This window comes from Rhizobium vallis, assembly GCF_003985155.1.
GTDB lineage: Bacteria > Pseudomonadota > Alphaproteobacteria > Rhizobiales > Rhizobiaceae > Rhizobium > Rhizobium vallis.
This window is the reverse complement of record NZ_ML133686.1, coordinates 594,919-615,435: the sequence shown is the minus strand read 5'-3', so window position 1 is coordinate 615,435 and position 20,517 is coordinate 594,919. Positions and strand designations below refer to the sequence as shown.

18 protein-coding genes are annotated in these 20,517 nt (G+C 62.0%); 12 read left to right on the top strand and 6 right to left on the bottom strand.

Annotated features, from left to right (window positions below; genetic code table 11):
* Position 1 precedes the first annotated feature (1 nt).
* The 7 genes from kdpA (at position 2) to EFQ99_RS02935 (ending at position 8,694) form a co-directional block, all read left to right on the top strand.
* The gene (gene kdpA / locus EFQ99_RS02965) at positions 2 to 1,705 is read left to right on the top strand and encodes a potassium-transporting ATPase subunit KdpA (protein ID WP_126919158.1); all 1,704 of its coding nucleotides are present in this window, start codon (positions 2 to 4) and stop codon (positions 1,703 to 1,705) included.
* 9 nt (positions 1,706 to 1,714) lie between these two features.
* A complete protein-coding gene (locus EFQ99_RS34895; protein ID WP_164736329.1) occupies positions 1,715 to 1,870 on the top strand; it encodes a hypothetical protein in 156 nt (51 codons plus the stop codon).
* A gap of 45 nt (positions 1,871 to 1,915) precedes the next feature.
* Positions 1,916 to 3,976, top strand: a complete 2,061-nt coding sequence (gene kdpB / locus EFQ99_RS02960) for a potassium-transporting ATPase subunit KdpB (protein ID WP_126919157.1) — start codon at positions 1,916 to 1,918, stop codon at positions 3,974 to 3,976.
* A 37-nt stretch (positions 3,977 to 4,013) separates the two neighbouring features.
* Positions 4,014 to 4,583: a potassium-transporting ATPase subunit KdpC gene (kdpC, locus tag EFQ99_RS02955; RefSeq protein ID WP_126919156.1), complete on the top strand. Its 570-nt coding sequence runs from the start codon at positions 4,014 to 4,016 to the stop codon at positions 4,581 to 4,583.
* 204 nt (positions 4,584 to 4,787) lie between these two features.
* Positions 4,788 to 7,496 carry a sensor histidine kinase gene (locus tag EFQ99_RS02945; RefSeq protein ID WP_126919154.1) on the top strand — a complete coding sequence of 903 codons (2,709 nt, stop codon included), beginning with the start codon at positions 4,788 to 4,790 and terminating at the stop codon, positions 7,494 to 7,496.
* The gene (locus tag EFQ99_RS02940) at positions 7,493 to 8,185 is read left to right on the top strand and encodes a response regulator (RefSeq protein ID WP_126919153.1); all 693 of its coding nucleotides are present in this window, start codon (positions 7,493 to 7,495) and stop codon (positions 8,183 to 8,185) included. Before EFQ99_RS02945 ends, EFQ99_RS02940 begins: the two co-directional genes overlap by 4 nt.
* Positions 8,186 to 8,238: 53 nt before the next feature.
* Complete coding sequence (locus EFQ99_RS02935) at positions 8,239 to 8,694, top strand: PTS sugar transporter subunit IIA (protein ID WP_126919152.1); 456 nt, start codon at positions 8,239 to 8,241, stop codon at positions 8,692 to 8,694.
* Positions 8,695 to 8,752: 58 nt separating this feature from the next.
* On the opposite strand, the gene EFQ99_RS02930 is transcribed toward EFQ99_RS02935, so the two are convergent.
* The gene (locus EFQ99_RS02930) at positions 8,753 to 9,769 is read right to left on the bottom strand and encodes a porin (protein WP_126919151.1); all 1,017 of its coding nucleotides are present in this window, start codon (positions 9,767 to 9,769) and stop codon (positions 8,753 to 8,755) included.
* A 362-nt stretch (positions 9,770 to 10,131) separates the two neighbouring features.
* On the opposite strand from EFQ99_RS02930, the gene EFQ99_RS02925 reads away from it, so the two are divergent.
* From EFQ99_RS02925 to EFQ99_RS02905, 5 genes are all read left to right on the top strand, one after another.
* Positions 10,132 to 11,157 (top strand): sulfate ABC transporter substrate-binding protein, encoded by a 1,026-nt coding sequence (locus tag EFQ99_RS02925; protein ID WP_126919150.1) that lies wholly within the window; start codon positions 10,132 to 10,134, stop codon positions 11,155 to 11,157.
* Positions 11,158 to 11,165: 8 nt separating this feature from the next.
* Positions 11,166 to 12,023 (top strand): sulfate ABC transporter permease subunit CysT, encoded by an 858-nt coding sequence (gene cysT / locus EFQ99_RS02920; protein WP_126919149.1) that lies wholly within the window; start codon positions 11,166 to 11,168, stop codon positions 12,021 to 12,023.
* Positions 12,013 to 12,885, top strand: a complete 873-nt coding sequence (gene cysW / locus EFQ99_RS02915; protein WP_126919148.1) for a sulfate ABC transporter permease subunit CysW — start codon at positions 12,013 to 12,015, stop codon at positions 12,883 to 12,885. Before cysT ends, cysW begins: the two co-directional genes overlap by 11 nt.
* Before the next feature lie 10 nt (positions 12,886 to 12,895).
* A complete protein-coding gene (locus EFQ99_RS02910) occupies positions 12,896 to 13,936 on the top strand; it encodes a sulfate/molybdate ABC transporter ATP-binding protein (protein ID WP_126919147.1) in 1,041 nt (346 codons plus the stop codon).
* 162 nt (positions 13,937 to 14,098) lie between these two features.
* A complete protein-coding gene (locus tag EFQ99_RS02905) occupies positions 14,099 to 14,959 on the top strand; it encodes a cell wall hydrolase (protein ID WP_126919146.1) in 861 nt (286 codons plus the stop codon).
* A 36-nt stretch (positions 14,960 to 14,995) separates the two neighbouring features.
* On the opposite strand, the gene pepT is transcribed toward EFQ99_RS02905, so the two are convergent.
* From pepT to EFQ99_RS02880, 5 genes are all read right to left on the bottom strand, one after another.
* The gene (pepT, locus tag EFQ99_RS02900) at positions 14,996 to 16,228 is read right to left on the bottom strand and encodes a peptidase T (protein WP_126919145.1); all 1,233 of its coding nucleotides are present in this window, start codon (positions 16,226 to 16,228) and stop codon (positions 14,996 to 14,998) included.
* A gap of 91 nt (positions 16,229 to 16,319) precedes the next feature.
* Entirely contained in the window at positions 16,320 to 17,378 is a 1,059-nt protein-coding gene (locus tag EFQ99_RS02895; protein ID WP_126919144.1) for an ABC transporter ATP-binding protein, read from the bottom strand.
* A gap of 5 nt (positions 17,379 to 17,383) precedes the next feature.
* A complete protein-coding gene (locus EFQ99_RS02890; RefSeq protein ID WP_126919143.1) occupies positions 17,384 to 18,214 on the bottom strand; it encodes a carbohydrate ABC transporter permease in 831 nt (276 codons plus the stop codon).
* 4 nt (positions 18,215 to 18,218) lie between these two features.
* Complete coding sequence (locus EFQ99_RS02885; protein WP_126919585.1) at positions 18,219 to 19,154, bottom strand: carbohydrate ABC transporter permease; 936 nt, start codon at positions 19,152 to 19,154, stop codon at positions 18,219 to 18,221.
* 97 nt (positions 19,155 to 19,251) lie between these two features.
* Complete coding sequence (locus tag EFQ99_RS02880; protein ID WP_126919142.1) at positions 19,252 to 20,511, bottom strand: ABC transporter substrate-binding protein; 1,260 nt, start codon at positions 20,509 to 20,511, stop codon at positions 19,252 to 19,254.
* Positions 20,512 to 20,517: the final 6 nt, after the last annotated feature.

Here is a 20,517-nt window from a genome sequence, read left to right as displayed (position 1 = left end):
CATGACCCTCAACGGATGGCTTCAGATCCTGCTTTTCTGCGGGATCGTCCTTGTGCTCGTCAAACCGCTCGGCGCCTATATGACGCGCGTCTTCAGCGGCGAGCGCACGTTCCTCTCACCCGTCCTCGTTCCGATCGAACGGGGACTTTACCGCATTGCGGGCACCAGCGAACGCGAGGAACAGCATTGGACCTCCTATGCCTTCGCCATGCTGCTCTTCAACCTTCTCGGCGTCATCGCGCTTTACGCGCTGCAGCGCCTGCAGGCCGGCCTGCCCTATAATCCAGCCGGCATGGCGGCCGTCCCGCCCGAGCTTTCCTTCAACACCGCCGTCAGCTTCGTCAGCAACACCAACTGGCAGAATTACGGCGGCGAGAGCACGATGTCCTATCTCACGCAGATGGCCGGCTTCACCGTCCAGAATTTCGTCTCCGCGGCGACCGGCATTGCCATCGCGCTCGCCTTCATCCGCGCCTTCTCGCGCGCTTCGGGCAAGGCCATCGGCAATTTCTGGGTCGATATGACGAGGGCGACCTTTTATGTGCTGCTGCCGATCTGCATCGTGCTGACGCTCGTCTATGTCTATCTCGGCGTGCCGCAGACGCTCGGACCCTATGTCACTGCGACGACGCTCGAAGGCGCGCAGCAGACGATCGCCATCGGCCCCGTCGCCTCGCAGCTTGCCATCAAGATGCTCGGCACCAATGGCGGCGGCTTCTTCAATACCAATTCCGCCCATCCGTTCGAAAATCCCGACGCGATCTCCAACCTCATCCAGATGGTCTCGATCTTCGCGATTGGCGCCGCGCTCACCAACGTCTTCGGCCGCATGGTCGGCAACCAGCGTCAGGGCTGGGCGATCCTCGCCACCATGGGCGTGCTGTTCGTCGCGGGCGTCATCATTACCTACTGGGCGGAAGCTGCCGGCAACCCGCTGATGCATGCCTTTGGTCTGAGCGGCGGCAACATGGAGGGCAAAGAAGTCCGCTTCGGCATCGCCATGTCCTCGCTCTTTGCCGTCATCACCACGGCCGCCTCCTGCGGCGCGGTCAACGCAATGCATGGCAGCTTCACTGCGCTCGGCGGCCTCGTTCCGCTGATCAACATGCAGCTCGGCGAAGTCATCGTCGGCGGTGTCGGCGCGGGCTTCTACGGCATCCTGCTCTTCATCATCGTCGCCGTCTTCGTCGCCGGCCTGATGGTCGGTCGCACGCCGGAATATCTCGGCAAGAAGATCGAGGCGAAGGAAATGAAGATGGCCGTTCTTGCCATCCTCTGCCTGCCGCTCGCCATGCTGGTCTTCACCGCGATCGCCACGGTGCTGCCAAGCGCCGTCGCCTCGGTCGGCACCGCCGGTCCGCACGGCTTCTCCGAAATCCTCTATGCCTATACGTCGGCTGCGGCCAACAACGGCTCGGCTTTCGGTGGGCTCACAGGCAATACACCCTGGTACAACGTGACCCTCGGTATCGGCATGCTCGCAGGCCGCTTCCTGGTCATCATCCCGGCCCTTGCCATCGCCGGCTCGCTGATCGCCAAGAAGTCGGTTCCGGCCTCGGCAGGCACCTTCCCGACGGACGGTCCGCTCTTCGTCGGCCTGCTCGTCGGCACGATCCTGATCGTCGGCGGCCTGACCTTCTTCCCGGCCTTAGCGCTCGGTCCCGTCGTCGAGCACCTGGTCATGATCGCCGGCCAGACCTTCTGAGGTGATGTCATGATCCTCCGTCACAGGCTTCGCCACGCCTTCCACTCACGTCCCGGTACGCCGGGACGTGGACATGGCCCGAGACCCCAAGCCTCCGACATCATCCTGGTGATGATGGCAGGTCTGCTCGTCGCCGTGGCGATCTTCAAGATTTTACAGGGCTGACCGGCTTCCGGTCCCGCCATCCTCGTTTCAAAGCTGGAGTCTCTTATGAGCCAGGCAAAATCCGCGAGTATCATGGATAGTCGCATCCTCATTCCGGCCGTCGGCGCCGCTTTCAAGAAGCTCAACCCACGGGCGCTCGCCAGAAACCCGGTCATGTTTGTCGTGGCCACGGTTTCGGTGCTGACCACCGTCCTTTTCCTGCGCGATCTTGCGGCAGGCAACGGTAATCTCGGCTTCTCCTTCCAGATCAATCTCTGGCTCTGGTTCACCGTGCTCTTTGCCAATTTCGCCGAAGCCGTCGCCGAAGGCCGCGGCAAGGCGCAGGCGGATTCGCTGCGCAAAGCGCGTACCGAAACCCAGGCCAAGCTGCTCACCGGCAATAACGGCAGGGACTACCGCATGGTGCCGGGCACCAGCCTCAAGGTCGGCGACATCGTGCTCGTCGAAGCCGGTGACATCATCCCGTCGGACGGCGAAGTGATCGAAGGTGTGGCCTCCGTCAACGAAGCGGCGATCACAGGCGAATCCGCCCCTGTTATTCGCGAATCCGGCGGCGACCGCTCGGCGGTAACAGGCGGCACGCAGGTGCTGTCCGACTGGATTCGCGTGCGCATCACCGCGGCTGCCGGCTCGACCTTCCTCGACCGGATGATCGCGCTCGTCGAAGGTGCGGAACGCCAGAAGACGCCGAACGAGATCGCGCTCAACATCCTGCTCGCCGGCATGACGCTGATCTTCGTGCTCGCCACGGCGACGATCCCGAGTTTTGCCATCTATGCCGGCGGCTCGATCCCGATCATCGTGCTCGTCGCCCTCTTCGTCACCCTGATCCCGACGACGATCGGCGCGCTGCTGTCGGCAATCGGCATCGCCGGCATGGACCGCCTGGTCCGCTTCAACGTGCTCGCCATGTCCGGCCGCGCGGTCGAAGCCGCCGGCGACGTCGATACGCTGCTGCTCGACAAGACGGGCACGATCACGCTTGGCAACCGTCAGGCGACGACCTTCCGTCCGGTCCGCGGCGTTTCCGAACAGGATCTTGCCGATGCCGCCCAGCTTGCCTCGCTGGCCGACGAAACGCCGGAAGGCCGCTCCATCGTCGTGCTCGCCAAGGAGAAATACGCGATCCGCGGCCGCGACATGGCAAGCCTCAAGGCCACGTTCGTGCCCTTCACCGCGCAGACCCGCATGAGCGGCGTCGATCTCGAAGGCGCCTCGATCCGCAAGGGCGCTGTCGATGCCTTGCTGGCCTATGTCAACGGCGACGCCTCCTCGAAAAACGGCAGCGAAGTCGTGCGCGAGTTGCAATCGATATCAGACGACGTCGCAAAGGCCGGCGGCACGCCGCTGGCGGTTGCCCGCGACGGCAAGCTGCTCGGCGTCATCCAGCTGAAGGACATCGTCAAGGGCGGCATTCGCGAACGCTTCACCGAGCTTCGCCGCATGGGCATCCGCACCGTGATGATCACAGGCGACAACCCGCTCACGGCAGCCGCCATCGCCGCTGAAGCCGGCGTCGACGACTTCCTCGCCCAGGCAACGCCCGAGATGAAGCTGGCGCTGATGCGCGAGGAACAGTCGAAGGGCAAGCTCGTCGCCATGTGCGGCGACGGCACCAACGACGCGCCGGCCCTTGCCCAAGCCGATGTCGGCGTCGCCATGAACACCGGCACGGTCGCCGCCCGCGAGGCCGGCAACATGGTCGATCTCGACTCGGACCCGACGAAGCTCATCGAGATCGTCGAGATCGGCAAGCAACTGCTGATGACGCGCGGCGCGCTGACGACCTTTTCGATCGCCAACGACATCGCCAAGTACTTCGCGATCATCCCGGCGATGTTCCTGACCTTCTACCCGCAGCTCGGCGTCTTGAACGTCATGGGGCTGTCAACGCCGCAAAGCGCCATCCTCTCGGCGATCATCTTCAATGCGTTGATCATCATCGCGCTGATCCCGCTGTCGCTGAAGGGTGTCCGCTACCGTCCGATCGGCGCCGGCGCGCTTCTGTCGCGCAACCTGCTGATCTACGGCCTCGGCGGCATCATCGTGCCCTTCATCGGCATCAAGGCGATCGACATGGCCGTCGCGGCCCTCGGCCTCGCCTAGCAGAAGTCAGCCTGAACGCTCCAAAGGAGTAAGAACAATGTTGAAAGAACTTCGCCCGGCAATCGTCATGATCGTTGCCACCACCGCTATCACAGGCCTTCTCTATCCGCTCGCCATGACGGGTGCGGCCCAGGCGCTCTTTCCGACCCAGGCCAATGGCAGCCTGATCGAAAAGAACGGTCAGGTGATCGGCTCGACGCTGATCGGCCAGGCCTTCACAAGCGACAAATATTTCCACGGCCGCCCCTCGGCCGCCGGCGACGGCTACAATGCGGCCGCCTCCAGCGGCTCGAACCTCGGCCCGACCAGCCAGAAGCTGATTGACCGCGTCAAGGGCGACTATGAGGCTGCCAAGGCGACAAACCCGAGCGCCGACGTACCGGCCGACCTCGTCACCGCTTCGGGCAGCGGCCTCGATCCGCATATCTCACCGGAGGCCGCTTACTTCCAGATCCCACGTGTCGCCAAGGCACGCGGCGTTGACGAGGCCAAGGTCAAGGCACTGGTCGACGGTGCGGTTCAAGGCCGCGAACTCGGCTTGCTGGGCGAGCCGAGTGTCAATGTTCTGGCGTTGAACCAGAGCCTTGATGCTTCTATGACTGAGTAAGGTTGCGGTTGTGATGCGACTTCTCCTCCTCCCTCATCCCTGTGCTTGTCACAGGGATCCAGCAGCGTCGCGTCGGCGACGCGGGAGACTCCTTTCACGCGAAGGACTTCGCGTGGCTGGATTCCTGTGACGAGCACAGGAATGAGGGAGAAGGAAGCGTAGCGCTCACCCTCAAGTACAGGCACCTGCAGAAAGACCACACGCATGCCAGACGACAATCGCGACCAGGCCGGCAGGCCCTCGCCCGATGCGCTTCTTGAAAAAGCCCGGGCCGAAACGCGCGGCCGTCTGAAGATCTTTCTGGGGGCTGCGCCCGGCGTCGGCAAGACCTACGAGATGCTGATCTCCGGCCATGCCAAGCTCGCCGACGGTCTCGATGTCGTCATTGGTGTCGTCGAAACCCACGGCCGCAAGGAGACCGAGGCGCTGCTCGCCGGCTTCGAGATCATCCCCCGCGTCAAGATCGACTACAAGGGCCGGCTGCTTGAGGAAATGGACCTCGACGGCATCCTCGCCCGCAGACCCGATCTCGTGTTGGTCGACGAACTCGCCCATACCAATGCCGAGGGCAGCCGCCATCCGAAGCGCTATCTCGACGTGAGGGAATTGCTCGACCGCGGGATCGACGTCTACACCACGCTGAACATCCAGCATGTCGAAAGCCTGAACGACGTGGTCTCGCAGATCACCCGCATCCGCGTGCGCGAGACGGTGCCGGATTCGATCATCGATCTTGCCGACGACGTCGAGATCATCGACCTGACACCGGATGATCTGATCAAGCGCCTGCATGACGGCAAGGTCTATATGGCGCGCACCGCCGAGCGGGCGCTGACCAACTACTTCACGCCGGGCAACCTGACGGCGCTGAGAGAACTGGCGCTCCGCAAGACTGCCCAGCGCGTCGACGACCAGTTGCTGACCCACATGCAGGCCCATGCCATTTCGGGCCCCTGGGCGGCAGGCGAACGCGTGCTCGTTTCGGTCGACCATCACCCGCGTTCGGCCTCGCTGGTGCGTTATGCCTCGCGCATGGCCTCGCGGCTGCGCGCGCCCTGGGCCGCCGTCTATATCGAGACCAACCGCTCGATCAATCTGTCGGAAACGGAGCGCGATACCGTCGCCGCCACGCTGCGCCTTGCCGAGCAGCTCGGCGGCGAAGCGATCACCATTCCCGGCCGCGAAGTGGCCGAGGAACTCGTTCGCCACGCCACGGCCAACAACGTCACCCATATCGTCATCGGCGCGCCGAAGAAGCCGACATGGCGCGACTGGTGGGGCCGCTCGATCACCGACGAGCTGATCCGCAAGACCGGCGAAATCAGTGTCCATGTCATTTCAGGCAACGAGAAGGACGGCACCACCACGCGCGGCGTCAAAGCCGCCGCCACCGCGCCGCCACTCGATTTCTGGGCCTACCTGCTCGCCACAGGCTACGTCGCCATCGCGCTCGGCGTCAGCGTCGTGCTCGACCAGGTGCTCGACGTGCGCAACCTCGCCCTCGTCTTCCTGATGGCGGTGCTGACCTCCGCCGTCATTCACGGCCTGCGGCCGGCGCTTTACAGCTGTATCCTGAGTGCGCTGTCCTTCAACTTCTTCTTCCTGCCGCCGCGCTACACGCTGACGATCAGCGACCCGGAAAGCGTGCTTGCACTCTTCTTTTTCCTCGGCGTCGCCATCATCGCCAGCAACCTGACCGCGACCGTGCAGCGCCAGGCCGCCGCCGCTCGCCAGCGGGCGCGCACCACGGAAGACCTCTATCTCTTCTCGAAGAAGCTCGCCGGCACCGGCACGCTCGACGACGTGCTATGGGCAACCGCCTTCCAGCTCGCCTCGATGCTGAAGGTCCGCGTCGTGCTGCTGCTGCCGGAAGAGGGCACCATCGCCGTCAAGGCCGGTTATCCGCCCGACGACACGCTCGACGATGCTGATATCGCCGCCGCCCGCTGGGCGTGGGAGCATAATCACGCCGCCGGCCGCGGCGCCGATACGCTGCCCGGTGCCAAGCGCCTCTATGTGCCGCTCAGAACCGGGCGCACGGCTGTCGGCGTCATCGGCCTCGACAGCGACCGCCGCGACGGGCCGCTGCTGACGCCGGAACAGCAACGCCTGCTCGATGCGCTGGCCGACCAGGCGGCGCTTGCCATCGAACGCGTCCAGCTGGTCGCCGATGTCGACCGGGCAAGGCTCGCGGCCGAAGCCGACCGGCTGCGCTCAGCCCTGCTCACCTCCATCTCGCATGACCTGAAAACGCCGCTCGCCGCCATACTCGGCGCCGCCGGCACGCTGCGCGACTATTTCGTCTCCATGCCCGAGGAGGATCGAATCGACCTGCTCTCGACCGTCGTCGACGAATCGGAGCGGCTCAACCGCTTCATCGCCAACCTGCTCGACATGACCAAGATCGAGTCCGGCGCGATGGAGCCGAACTATGCGTTGCATTATGCCGGCGATATCGTCGGCAGTGCGCTGCGGCGCGCCGCAAAAATCCTCGAGCGTCACAAGACCGAGATGCGCATTCCCGCCGACCTGCCGATGGTGCGGGTCGATCCTGTTCTCTTCGAGCAGGTGATTTTCAACCTGCTCGACAATGCGGCGAAATACGCGCCCGAGGGATCGGTGATCCATATCGAGGGCTGGGCCGATGCCGACAATGTCGTCGTGCAGGTCTCGGACGAAGGCCCAGGCATCCCTCCGGCTGATCTCAATCGTGTCTTCGACACCTTCTACCGTGTGCGCAAGGGCGATCAGGTGCGCGCCGGCACCGGGCTTGGCCTTTCCATCTGCCGCGGCTTCATCGAGGCGATGGCCGGCACGATCACCGCCGGCAACCGCACCGGCCGCCCGGGCGCCGTCTTCACCATCCGCCTGCCGAAACCCAACGACATTCCGAAACTGGATGAACTCAGATGACTGGCTCAGCCGTCAAAATCCTCGTCGTCGATGATGAGCCGCCGATCCGCAAGCTGCTGCGCGTCGGCCTGACTGCGCAGGGCTATGAGGTGCACGAAGCGCCGAATGCCGCCGCTGCCAGCCAATCCATCGCTCAAGACATGCCCGACCTCGTCGTGCTCGATCTCGGCCTGCCCGACAAGCCGGGCCATGACCTGCTGCAAGAATGGCGCGATGAAGGGCTCTCGATGCCTGTCGTCATCCTCTCCAGCCGCACCGACGAGGCCGGCATCGTCAAGGCGCTGGAAAGCGGTGCCGACGACTACGTCACCAAGCCCTTCGGCATCAACGAACTCGGTGCCCGCATCCGCGTGGCGCTGCGCCACCGCCTGCAGCAGCAGGGCGAAAAGGCGATCTTCCAGACCGGCGGGCTGTCGATCGATCTCGTCAAGCGCATCGTCAAGGTCGACGGCCAGGAAATTAAATTGTCGCCGAAGGAATACGACATCCTGCGCGTGCTCGCCCAGCATGCGGGCAAAGTGCTGACACACCAGTTTCTTCTCAAGCAAATATGGGGGCCGGCGGCTGATGTGCAGTATCTGCGCGTCTACGTCCGGCAGCTGCGTCAAAAGGTCGAGCAGATTCCAGACCAGCCGCACTATATCACCACCGAGACCGGCGTCGGCTACCGGCTCAGGGAACCGGATTGACCCCTCCCCCCGCTCACCGAACAATATCGAGCCCGAACAGCATCGAGAATGACATGAACCTCCCCAATATCATCCGCCCGGAACACACCTTCATCGGCGTGCCGGCGCCGACGAAATGGCGCGCGCTGCAGACCATAGCGGATAAGGCCGCCGAGGCTTTCTCCATCGATGGCCAGACCATCCTGAAGGCGCTCGAAGCGCGTGAGAAGCTCGGCTCTACCGGCATCGGCAACGGCATCGCCATCCCGCATGCGGCGATCGACGGGATGAGCAGCCCACGCGGACTTCTGGTCCGCTTCGCCCGGCCGCTGGACTTCGAAGCGATCGACGATATCCCGACCGACATCGCCGTCGTACTGCTTTTCGGGGAAAACAACCGCGGCGAATATCTGAACGTGCTCGCTGCCATCGCCCGCCGCCTGCAATCGGCCGGCGCGCTTGCCGCCATGCGCAAGGCAAGAACCGTCGACGAATTCTATTCCGATTTCATCGCCGATTCACGAGTATGACGTCATGAAAAAGGGCGCGGCCCGAAGGCCGCGCCCGCTCGTCTGCAACCAGGCTATCTTAGAAATCTCGCTGGAAGCGCAGGAAGCCGAAGACTTCGTCGTCGCCTTCGTCCTCATCGTGATATTGCACGCTGAGCTTCGTACGCAGGTCTTCGACGATCTGGTAGTCGATCGTGACACCGGTCGTGTAGGCGCTGCCGCCGGTGAAGCCATTGCCGTCAGCCTCGAGAGCAATGTTTTCGAAGTACTGGAAGCCGGGAGTGATCTTCCACTTGTCATTGATCTTCAAGGCGTATTCTGCTGCGATCGTCCATTCGGACTCTTCGTAGTAGTAGTTGGCGCCGCTTGCCCATACACCAGCAATGCCGAGGGTGCCCGGGCCGATATCGGCATAGACGATGCCGCGAACCGCGACTTCGCTGGTGTCGGTGTCATAACCGGCAAGCAGGTAAGCGCTGATGGCGCCGGCCTTATAGGAGACCTGGCCTGCGACACCAAAGTTATTCGGGCCTTCGCCCGGCTTGGTAGCGTAATCGTCTTCCAGTTCGTCGACCGAAATGCCGGCGGCGAAGGCGCCGGACTCGTACTGATAACGGATCGAGTTGTGCGTCGTCTCGTTGCTGGCGAGCGTATCGGTCTCGCCGCTCATGTCGTCATCCCACCAGCTGTACAGCTTACCGACGCGGAAACCGGCGATGTCGATATAGCCTTCATCAAGCAGTGCGTCCTGGTCGGACGCATTGTCGACATTGTAACGCAGGGTGATGACGCCGGTGAGCGTGCCGTACTCGGTGTCATTCTTGGCCTGGAAGGTGACCTGGCCGCGTGTCCAGAAATTAACGTCGGAATCACCGGCAATATTGTCACCGAAGCGCACTTCGGTACGGATATAACCGCCGATCGAAAGGCATGTTTCCGTTCCCGGAATATAGAAATAACCCGTACCGTAGGCGTCGCAGACGCGAACATACTCCACGGGCTCGGGTTCCGCCGCCACGATGGCGTCGGCAGCGCGGGCTCCGGATGCCGCGGCAAGGGCGGCAACGGAAGCAAAAAGGATAGTTCTGATATTCATTTTAAATGGCCCTTAACAGGTTTGGAATGCGAGGCGCATTTCAAGGATGCCCCCACGTAGCGGTCGGCGAATACGGCCGCACCGTCGCCATATAGGAATCCGCAAGTGTCATCGCGGCAAAATCTGGGCAAAAATCAGCATCGCCAAGGCCGCTTGTGGAGAAACTGTGGCAGAAAAAACACGGAGCCGTGGCAGGACGGGGACGGCTCAGCGATTGGCCGCGGCCAACTTCGGCACGTCCATTTCAAAATGAGCCACTAAATGGAATGACATTCTAACGGCAACAAGGGAACAGGAAGAACCTTCGTTTCATTATACGACTGACTTGATAGAGTTACGGCAGAAAAACAGGAGGTTTCCCCATGCAGACACAACGGCTCACGCGGCTCCTCGCGGCGGCGGTCATGGCAGGCAGCTTCGCGATCGGAAGCATTGCTCCGGCATTCGCGGATCAAACGCTGCTTAACGTTTCCTACGATCCGACCCGCGAATTGTACAAGGATTTCAATGCCGCCTTTGCCGCCAAGTGGCAGAAGGACAATGGCGAAGCCGTGACGATCAAGGCTTCGCATGGCGGCTCCGGCGCCCAGGCTCGCTCTGTCATCGACGGTCTCGACGCCGACGTCGTCACGCTTGCACTCGAAGGCGATATCGACGCCATCGCCAAGGCGACCGGCAAGATCCCGGCCGACTGGAAGACCAAGTTCCCGAACAATTCGACGCCCTACACCTCGACGATCGTCTTCCTTGTGCGCAAGGGCAATCCGAAGGGCATCAAGGATTGGGGCGACCTCGTCAAGGACGACGTCCAGGTCATCACGCCGAATCCGAAGACGTCTGGCGGTGCCCGCTGGAACTTCCTCGCCGCCTGGGCATGGGCCAAGCAGGCGAATGGCGGCGACGACGCCAAGGCACAGGAATACGTGACGAAACTGCTGCAGCACGTTCCGGTTCTCGACACCGGCGCGCGCGGCGCCACGACCACCTTCGTTCAGCGCGGCCTCGGCGACGTACTGCTTGCCTGGGAAAACGAAGCCTATCTTTCGCTTGAGGAACTCGGTCCCGACCAGTTCGAGATCGTGACGCCCTCCTTCTCCATCCGCGCCGACCCGCCGGTCGCCATCGTCGACGGTAACGTTGACAAGAAGGGCACGCGCAAGGTCGCCGAAGCCTATCTCAACTACCTCTATTCGGACGAAGGCCAGAAGATCGCCGCCAAGCACTTCTACCGGCCGATCAAGCCTGAAGCCGCCGATCCGGCCGATGTCGCCCGCTTCCCGAAGCTGACGCTCGCCACCATCGACGACTTCGGCGGCTGGAAGAGCGCACAGCCGAAATTCTTCGGCGACGGCGGCGTATTTGACCAAATCTACAAGCCGGCCCAATAATAGACTTCATGAAAGCACATAGCCCCACGCGGTGGCGGTTCAAAAGGCCGAGCGTCATTCCGGGTTTCGGAATGGCGCTCGGCCTTACCTTGACCTGGCTCACCCTTCTGATCCTCATCCCGCTCTCGGGCCTTGCCGTCCGTTCGAGCGCCCTCGGCTGGGAGAAATTCTGGTCGATCGCTTTCGATCAGCGCGTATTGAACGCGCTGCGCATCAGCTTCGGCAGCGCCTTCATCGCAGCAATCGTCAACGCCGTCTTCGGCATCATCCTTGCCTGGGTGCTGGTGCGTTACCGTTTCCCCGGCAAGCGCGTCATCGACGCCATGGTCGATTTGCCCTTCGCGCTGCCGACCGCCGTTGCCGGTATCGCATTGGCGGCCCTCTACGCGCCGAACGGCTGGGTCGGTCAACTCCTGACACCGCTCGGCATCAAGGTCGCCTTTACGCCGGCCGGCATCGTCGTGGCGCTGATCTTCGTCGGTCTGCCCTTCGTGGTGCGCACCGTGCAGCCTGTCATGGAGGAGATCGACAAGGAAGTGGAGGAGGCCGCCGCAACGCTCGGCGCCAACCGCCTTCAGACGATTTTCCGCGTGCTGCTGCCGGGGCTGGCGCCCGCGGTCCTCACCGGCTTCGCGCTCGCCTTTGCCCGTGGCGTCGGCGAATACGGTTCGGTCATCTTCATCGCCGGCAACCTGCCGTTCAAATCGGAAATCGCACCGCTGCTGATCATCATCAAACTCGAAGAATATAATTACGCGGCGGCAACCGGTATCGCGGCGATCATGCTGGTGATCTCGTTCGCCTTGCTGCTCGTCATCAACCTCATCCAGAGCTGGAGCAGGCGGAGGTACGGCTATGGCGCTTGATGCGACCGTTCAACCTGCGAAACTGCGTTCGGTGACCACCGAACACAGGATGGCGCGCTACACGCTGATCGCCCTTTCGCTCATCTTCCTGCTGCTGATCCTGCTGCTGCCGCTCGCCGCCGTCTTCGTAGAGGCCTTCCGCAAAGGCCCCGGTCCCTTCCTCGAGGCGCTTGGTGATGCCGAGACCTTCTCGGCGATCCGCCTGACGCTGATCGTCGCCGGCATCAGCGTACCGCTGAATCTCACCTTCGGGGTCGCCGCCGCCTGGGCGATCGCCAAGTTCGAGTTCAAGGGCAAGGCATTCCTGACGACGCTGATCGACCTGCCCTTCTCGGTTTCACCCGTGATTTCGGGTCTGGTCTTCGTGCTGCTGTTCGGCGCCAACACGTGGCTCGGGCACTGGCTCAGCGCTTACGACATCAAGATCCTGTTCGCCGTGCCGGGATTGGTTCTCGCCACGATGTTCGTGACCTTTCCCTTCGTCGCCCGCGAGCTGATCCCGCTGATGCAGGAACAGGGAACCGCAGACGAAGAGGCAGCCCTTTCGCTCGGCGCCAGCGGCTGGCAGACCTTCTGGTACGTGACGCTGCCGAACATCAAGTGGGGCCTGCTCTACGGGGTACTGCTCTGCAATGCCCGCGCCATGGGCGAATTCGGCGCCGTCTCCGTCGTGTCAGGCCACATCCGCGGCCAGACGAATACCATGCCGCTGCAGGTGGAGATTCTCTACAACGAGTATAATTTCACCGGCGCTTTTGCCGTCGCCACGCTTTTGGCCTTGCTCGCGCTCGTGACTCTTGTTTTGAAGACGCTGCTGGAAATGCGCTATAGCGCTGAGATCGCTGCCAGCCGGCGGCACTGAAGGATTTGGAATGGAAGTACGCGTTCAAAACATTCGTAAGGAATTCGATCGTTTTCCGGCGCTGCATGATGTCTCGCTCGACATCCGCTCCGGCGAGCTGATCGCACTGCTCGGTCCTTCGGGCTCCGGCAAGACGACATTGCTTCGCCTGATTGCCGGCCTCGAAAGCCCGACGGAAGGGCAGATCTTCTTCGGTGACGAAGATGCCTCGAAGAAATCAGTGCAGCAGCGCAATATCGGCTTCGTCTTCCAGCATTATGCACTTTTCCGCTACATGACGGTGCTCGAAAACGTGTCCTTCGGCCTGAAGGTCAGAAACGGCGCGCGGCGGCCACCGAAAGCCGATATCCGCAGGCGGGCGCTGGAACTGCTCGACCTCGTGCAGCTCTCCGGTCTGGAGAAACGCTATCCGGCGCAGCTTTCCGGCGGCCAGCGCCAGCGCGTGGCGCTCGCCCGCGCCATGGCCGTCGAGCCGAACGTGCTGCTGCTCGACGAGCCCTTCGGTGCGCTCGACGCCCAGGTGCGCAAGGACCTGCGCAAATGGCTGCGCGAGATCCACGACCGCACCGGCCACACCACCGTCTTCGTGACCCACGACCAGGATGAGGCTCTGGAGCTTGCCGACCGCGTCGTCGTCATGAGTCAGGGCGCGATCGAACAGGTCGGAACGCCCGACCAGGTCTACGACAATCCGAACTCTCCCTTCGTCTTCGGCTTCATCGGCCAGTCGAACTGCCTGCAGGTCGAGATATCAGATGGCGACATCCGATTCGACGGCCGCTCGCTCGGTCTCAATGCCGAGGGCGAACTAGACGGCGCAGCCCAGCTCTACTTCCGCCCGCACGACGTGCGGCTGTGCGAATCAGCCGAAAACTGCATCGCCGGCCACTCCGTCTCCAGCCGCCGCGTGGCCGGTACCCGCCATATCGAACTCGATATCGGCAACGACCGCCCGCATATCGAAATCGAGCTGCCGCCGAGCGAGGCAGACAGGCTGGACCGCAATCGTATCGCTTTCAAACCGACCCGCTGGAAGCTGTTTCGCAGCTAACGGAAGAGGGCCGTAATCGGGACGATCGCCGGAATCGTATTTGGCGAGAGTCCGTCAGGCTTTTTGTGATCTTAGGTTGTTTGTATTTTTGTCACATGCCGGGTAAAAACGTTTTCGCGTTAATCATAAGGGCTGGACTGATCCAAACGGAGGCACCTGGCGTTGAGGGCGGAGATTTCCTTTGGAAAATCCCTGATCGGGATTTTGCTCGTAGGACTGGCGGCGGCAAGCTGCACAACGACATCGAAACCGGCGGCAACGGCGGGTAAGACCAAGCAGGCTCAAGCGGCGAAAGTCACCTTTAATTATACGGCCAAGGATCGCGACTGTCTGAAGCGCGCGATGTATTTCGAATCGCAGCATTCGGATGAGGACGGCTACATGGCCGTCGGCACCGTCGTGATGAACAGGCTGACCTCGGGCGCCTATCCTCCTTCGATCTGCGGCGTCGTCGCCCAGGAGAAACAGTTTGCACCCGGCGTCATGACGCGCGAAGTCAAGCCGCAGGCCGAAACGGAGCTTACGACGGCCGCCGATGCGATCCTCGTGAAGGGCGCACGTCATCCGGCGGTGAAGGATGCGATGTTCTTCCACACCGATGGGCTGAAATTCCCTTACGACAACATGCATTATGTGACGGTCGCCGGCGGCAACGCCTTCTATGAGAAGCGCGACTCCAACGGCATGCTCGAAACGCCGCCTCCGCTGCCCTCCTATGAGGTGGCGATGAATTATGTGCCCGGCGAAAGCATGCTGCCGCCGCAATTCGAAGCACTGATACCCTCGGCCGTTCCGGTCCCTCTACCGGCCCCCGATTCCATGGCCACGGCGAGCACGGCGTCGATGCAGATCACCGCTCCGGTGACCGCGCCAGCACCTTCGCCGGTTCCCGTGATCGCGCCTGCACCCTTGCCGGTAACCTCAATTGAGCCCGAACCGGGAATACCGATCGCCATCCCCATTCCCCGCCCCGCCTATGACAGCGTGATGCTGCGCGGGAGCATTCCGACGAACGGCGGCTAACACAGCCAATCCTGCACCCTGGACAAGGAAAAGCGTCTAAGCACGCTCTTCCCAAACCTTGGCAAGTTCCACGATCGTCCGGACGGCCTTTTCCATATCCTGGCGGCTGACCCATTCGAGCGGCGAGTGGAAAGCATGACCGCCGGCGAAGATGTTCGGGCACGGCAGCCCCATGAAGGAGAGGCGCGAGCCGTCCGTGCCGCCGCGGATGCTGCCGCGCACCGGCGTCATGCCGGCACGACGCACTGCCTCGATCGCGTTTTCGACGATCTCAGGGTGACGGTCGAGCACCACTTTCATGTTGCGATACTGCTCCTTCACCTCAAAACGATAGGTCGAGCCGGGATAGGCCGACATCACGTCCTTGACGATGGCTTCGAGCATGGTCTCCTTTTCCACGAGACCTTCGTCGGTGAAGTCGCGAATGATCAAGCTCAGCGAAGCCTTTTCCATCGAGCCGGTCAGATCGACCGGATGGATGAAGCCCTGCCTGCCCTCCGTGGTCTCGGGCGCAATATTCCTCGGCAGCCGGTCGATGATCGCGCCGGCGATCTTGATGGCGTTTTCCATACGATCCTTAGCAAAGCCCGGATGGATCGCCACGCCCGATATGGCGATCTCCACGCCATCGGCCGAAAAGGTCTCGTCCTCGACATGGCCTGCCGTTTCGCCGTCCATCGTATAGGCGAAATCCGCTCCGAGTTTCTTCAGATCGACCTTGTTGACGCCGCGCCCGACCTCTTCGTCTGGCGTGAACAGGATCTTGATCGTCCCATGCTTGATATCAGGATTATCGACGAGGATCTGGGCCGCGGTCATAATCTCCGCCAAACCAGCTTTGTCGTCGGCGCCGAGCAATGTCGTGCCATCGGTCGTGACGATGTCGTTGCCGATCTGGTTCGTCAGCTCGGGATGCTCGCTGACGCGGATCACCCGGCCCTGATCGCCTGTCAGTTTGATGTCGCCGCCCGGATAATTCCTGACGATCTGCGGCTTGACGTCAGTGCCGCTGAAATCGGGCGCCGTATCCATATGCGAGCAGAAACAAATGACCGGCACCGTCTTGTCGCTATTGGCGGGAATGGTCGCATAGATATAGCCGTGTTCATCGAGATGCGCGTCCGCAAGACCGATCTTCAGCAGTTCATCGACCAGAACCCGGCCGAGATCCTTCTGCTTGCCGGTGGTCGGCTGCGTCGTCGAGGCAGGATCGGATTGCGTGTCGATCACGACATAACGGAGAAAGCGGTCGAGAACAGTGTCGGTCATAGATTCATCCCAGCAAGATCACGCGGAGGATATAGCCCTCACGGACGATGCGGCAAAAGTTTTTTCGCTCACGACGCGAGAGGTTCGCAGTTCAATCGACGCGTTGTCCCTCGCCGTCGAACACATGCAGATATTGCGCCGGGAAGGCGACATTGACTTTGGGGCCTGCCTTCAGCGCTTCGCGGTTCAGCGTGAAGATTTTGAAGGGCAGACCGTGCAGGGAAAGGTGCAGGATGATGCCGAAGCCGGTGGGCTCAACAAGTTCCACGTCGGTGGCAAGTCCCGTCCCGTCAGTCGTCATCAGCACATGCTCGGGCCGGATGCCAAGTGTCACCTTTGCGCCATCGACAAGCGGCAAAGGCTTTGCAAGCGGCACGACCGTGCCGTCCTTCAGCCGCACGCCGCCGGCATCATAGGTGGCGTCGAGGAAATTCATGCCCGGCGAGCCGATGAAACCGGCGACGAAGAGATTGGCGGGGCGGTCGTAAAGCTCCAGGGGACTGCCGACCTGCTGGACCACCCCGCCATGCATGGCGACGATCCGATCCGCCAGCGTCATTGCCTCGATCTGGTCGTGGGTCACGTAGATCGAGGTCGCCTTCAGGTCGCCATGCAGTTTCTTGATTTCGGCGCGCATCTGTTCGCGCAGGCGCGCATCGAGGTTGGACAGCGGTTCGTCGAACAGGAAGGCCTTCGGCTGGCGCACGATGGCGCGGCCCATGGCGACGCGCTGGCGCTGGCCGCCGGACAACGCCTTCGGCCGGCGTTCGAGCAACGGGTCGAGGCCGAGCTTGCCGGCGGCCGCTGCCACCGCACTTGCTATCTTCTCCTTGGCCGTCTTCCGGAGTTTGAGACTGTAGCTCATATTGCCGGCGACGTTCATATGCGGATAGAGCGCGTAGGATTGGAACACCATGGCGATGTCGCGATCCTTGGGATGCAACTCGTTCACCCTGGCTCCGGCAATACGGATCTCGCCTCCGGTGACATCCTCCAGCCCGGCGATCATGCGCAAGAGCGTGGACTTGCCGCAGCCGGAGGGGCCGACGAGCACAACGAATTCGCCGTCCTGGATTTCGAGGTCGACGCCGTGCAGCACCTGCACGTGACCATAGGCTTTGCGGATATTGCGGATATCGATCGATGCCATTTTGTTTAACCCTTGACCGCACCGGCCGTCAGGCCCTGGACGAGATAACGCTGGATAAGCAGGAAGAAGAGGCCGGCCGGGATGAGCGCCATGACGCCCGCCGCCATCATCTGTCCGAAATCCACCGAGAATTTCGAAACGAAGGTGAGAAGGCCGACCGGGAAGGTCGCCGCATCATTGCCGTTGATCAGCATCAGCGCGAAGAGCAGTTCGCTCCAGGCGGCGGTGAAGACGAAGCCGAGCGTCGCGGCGATGCCGGGCAGCGTCAGCGGCAGGATGATCTGGCGGAATGCCGTGAACTGCGTCGCGCCGTCGATCATCGCCGCCTCTTCGAGATCCCTCGGGATGCCATCGAAAAAGGACTGCATCAGGAAGGTGGCGAAGGGAACGTTGAAGGCGGTGTAGACGATGACGAGCCCGGTCAGGCTGTTGGTCAGATGTAAGGGCGAAAGGATCTTGAAGATCGGCGCGACCAGCATGACCAGCGGGAACATCTGGGTCAGCAGCATCAGGGCGACGATCCAGTACTTCGCCCGGAAATTAAAGCGCGACAGCGCGTAGCCGGAGAGCGAGGCTGAGATCGTGACCGTCACGGCCGTCGAGGCCGAGACGATCAGGCTGTTCTTGAAGAAGGTCGGAAAGGCGCTGTGCTGCAGCACGAAGGCATAGTGATCCCATGTCGTGCGCGACGGCCACATGCGCACGCCCTCGGTATAGAGCAGGTCGTTCGGCGTCACCGAGACCTTGAGCAACCAAAACAGCGGGAAGAGCGCGAAGGCGATGTAGCAGAGGATCGCCAGGCGGTGCGCGATCGTGGGAATGACGGATCGTCTCATGGCCTCAATCCTTGTTCAGCAGCGTTTGCCGCAGCAGGATGATCAGCATCGAATAGGCGAGCAGCAGCGCAAGCAGCACCAGCGCGATCGCCGAGGCATAGCCGAAATCCAGCCGCTTGAAGGCCGTCGTGAAAATATAGCTGGCGACGATCTGCGTCCGATCCGCCGGCCCGCCATTGGTCATGACGACGATGAGATCGGCGAAATTGGAGATCCAGACCGTGCGCAGCAGCACGGTGATGGCGATCGTCGGCGCCAGAAACGGCAGGGTGATAGAGCGGAAGCGCTGGAACCAGCCGGCGCCGTCGATCGACGCCGCCTCGTAGAGATCGCGCGGGATCGCCTGCAGCGCCGCAAGCAGAGTGATCGCGAAGAAGGGAATGCCCCACCAGACGTTGGCGATGATCGGCCCCCACATGGCATGGTTGGGATCGGAAAGGATATTGCCCGGCTCATGCATCAGCCCGAGCGCGAAGAGCCAGTGCGGGATCGGCCCGATCACCGGATTGAACAGCCAGGCCCAGTTGAGGCCGGCGAGGAAGGACGGCACGGCCCAGGGCAGGAAAACCAGCGCCTGCGCGATTGCCCGGCCCGGGAATGGTTTGTCAAGCAGCAGCGCCAGGATCAGCCCGAAGACGAATTGCAGGACGACGGAGGCGCCGGTCCACCAGAGCGTATTCCTCAGCGCGCCGTAGAAGGCGGCATCCCCGGAAAGCTCGCGGAAATGATCGAGCCCGATGAAGCCGCCGGAAAAGGGATTGAGCAGCTGGATATCGCGGAAGGCGTAGGAAACGCCTAATGTCAGCGGCACCAGCATCACGGCTATGATCAGGATCAGCGAGGGCGCACTGTAGAGATAGGGCTCCGAAGCATCGGCAAGGCGACGCAGCCATGGTCTGCGGTCGCGACGCATGTCGAGCGTATCGGCGGAAATGGTCATCAGCCAGAAATTCCCATTCGCGGCGTTCATGCGCCGTCTGTCTCAAAAAAGAAGCGGCGGCGGCCCTATCCTGAAGCCGCCGCCGATGGTCAGTCACTTATTTCTTCGACAAGAACTTCTGCTGTGCCTTGGTCAGATATTCCGCCCACTGGTCAGCCAGGTCCTTCGCCGAGATATCGCCCAGCATGGCCTGCTGCGAGGTCTTGATCGCCAGCGAATCCTTGAAGAAGGCGAATTCCTCGAGATAGGTCGGCATCACGGTTGGTACCGTGTTCGGATCGGCCAGTTCCTCGAACCAGCCCTTGAACTGGTCACCGGCATAGAAGGGATCCTTCTCGGCGGCCGTATAGGCCGGCAGGGCGCCGATGCGCTTGTTCCACTCGATATTGCCTTCCGGCCCTTCGAGGGTGGCGATCAGCTTCCAGGAGAGATCCTTGTTGCCGCTCGTGGTGAACATCGACCAGCCGCCATAGCCGATCGTCGGGAACGACTTGCCGTCAGGACCCTTCGGCAGCGGCATGACGCCGAAATCGTCCTTGTTCATGCGTTCGGCGATGGCGATCAACGCATCCGGATCCTGATCGAGGAAAGCGCAGGTGCCGGAATAGAAGCCGGCGACGACTTCGTTGAAGCCCCAGTTGACGCTATCCTTCGGCGCATAGCCCTTCTTGTAGAGATCGACCATCCATTCGATGCCCTTGGCCCAGCCGGGGCTGTTCATCGTCGAGGTGCCGTCCTCGTTGAAGTACTTGTTCGAGCCAGCCATCGAGGCGGCGAAGATCATCCAGCCGTTGAGGCCGCCAGGTCCGCCGCGCATGCAGTAGCCGTATTTGCCGGACAGTTTGGAGACTTTTTCCGAAGCGGCAGTGAATTCCTCCAGCGTCTTCGGCGGTGCGGCGACACCGGCTTCAGAAAGCAGCTTCTTGTTGTAGAACATTGCCCTGAGATAGAAGCCGTAGGGCAGCATATAGGCGGTGTTCTTGACGTCGCGGCCGAGTTCGAGCGCGCGCGGCGTCAGCTCCTTGGTGTGCTCCCACTTTTCAAGGTACGGCTCGAGGCTCTCGAGCATGCCGTTATTGGCATAGAGCGACAGCCAGGTATCGGGCATCTCCATCACATCGGGCACGTCGCCGGCCGACACCATGGTGGCAAACTTCTGGAAGGCTTCGTTCCAGGGCAGAGAGATGATGTCGACCTTGGTGCCGGGATTGGCGGCCTCGAACTTGCCGACGATCGATTTCAGCGTTTCGGTGCGCTCCGGGCTGGTGATGACTTCGACAAGCTTCAACGTCGTGTCGGCCAAGGCCGTACCCGCCATCATCGAAGCAAAGAGCGTCGAGATTATTAGCTTTTTCATGCTCAG

Excerpts from the sequence above, each read along its gene's own strand:
- kdpB (WP_126919157.1), top strand. The coding sequence starts at position 1,916 with ATGAGCCAGGCAAAATCCGCGAGTATCATGGATAGTCGCATCCTCATT.
- EFQ99_RS02925 (WP_126919150.1), top strand. The coding sequence starts at position 10,132 with ATGCAGACACAACGGCTCACGCGGCTCCTCGCGGCGGCGGTCATGGCA.
- EFQ99_RS02940 (WP_126919153.1), top strand. The coding sequence starts at position 7,493 with ATGACTGGCTCAGCCGTCAAAATCCTCGTCGTCGATGATGAGCCGCCG.
- EFQ99_RS02930 (WP_126919151.1), bottom strand. The coding sequence starts at position 9,769 with ATGAATATCAGAACTATCCTTTTTGCTTCCGTTGCCGCCCTTGCCGCG.
- EFQ99_RS02935 (WP_126919152.1), top strand. The coding sequence starts at position 8,239 with ATGAACCTCCCCAATATCATCCGCCCGGAACACACCTTCATCGGCGTG.
- kdpC (WP_126919156.1), top strand. The coding sequence starts at position 4,014 with ATGTTGAAAGAACTTCGCCCGGCAATCGTCATGATCGTTGCCACCACC.
- cysW (WP_126919148.1), top strand. The coding sequence starts at position 12,013 with ATGGCGCTTGATGCGACCGTTCAACCTGCGAAACTGCGTTCGGTGACC.
- EFQ99_RS34895 (WP_164736329.1), top strand. The coding sequence starts at position 1,715 with ATGATCCTCCGTCACAGGCTTCGCCACGCCTTCCACTCACGTCCCGGT.
- EFQ99_RS02945 (WP_126919154.1), top strand. The coding sequence starts at position 4,788 with ATGCCAGACGACAATCGCGACCAGGCCGGCAGGCCCTCGCCCGATGCG.
- EFQ99_RS02910 (WP_126919147.1), top strand. The coding sequence starts at position 12,896 with ATGGAAGTACGCGTTCAAAACATTCGTAAGGAATTCGATCGTTTTCCG.
- EFQ99_RS02880 (WP_126919142.1), bottom strand. The coding sequence starts at position 20,511 with ATGAAAAAGCTAATAATCTCGACGCTCTTTGCTTCGATGATGGCGGGT.
- pepT (WP_126919145.1), bottom strand. The coding sequence starts at position 16,228 with ATGACCGACACTGTTCTCGACCGCTTTCTCCGTTATGTCGTGATCGAC.
- EFQ99_RS02890 (WP_126919143.1), bottom strand. The coding sequence starts at position 18,214 with ATGAGACGATCCGTCATTCCCACGATCGCGCACCGCCTGGCGATCCTC.
- EFQ99_RS02895 (WP_126919144.1), bottom strand. The coding sequence starts at position 17,378 with ATGGCATCGATCGATATCCGCAATATCCGCAAAGCCTATGGTCACGTG.
- cysT (WP_126919149.1), top strand. The coding sequence starts at position 11,166 with ATGAAAGCACATAGCCCCACGCGGTGGCGGTTCAAAAGGCCGAGCGTC.
- EFQ99_RS02885 (WP_126919585.1), bottom strand. The coding sequence starts at position 19,154 with ATGACCATTTCCGCCGATACGCTCGACATGCGTCGCGACCGCAGACCA.
- kdpA (WP_126919158.1), top strand. The coding sequence starts at position 2 with ATGACCCTCAACGGATGGCTTCAGATCCTGCTTTTCTGCGGGATCGTC.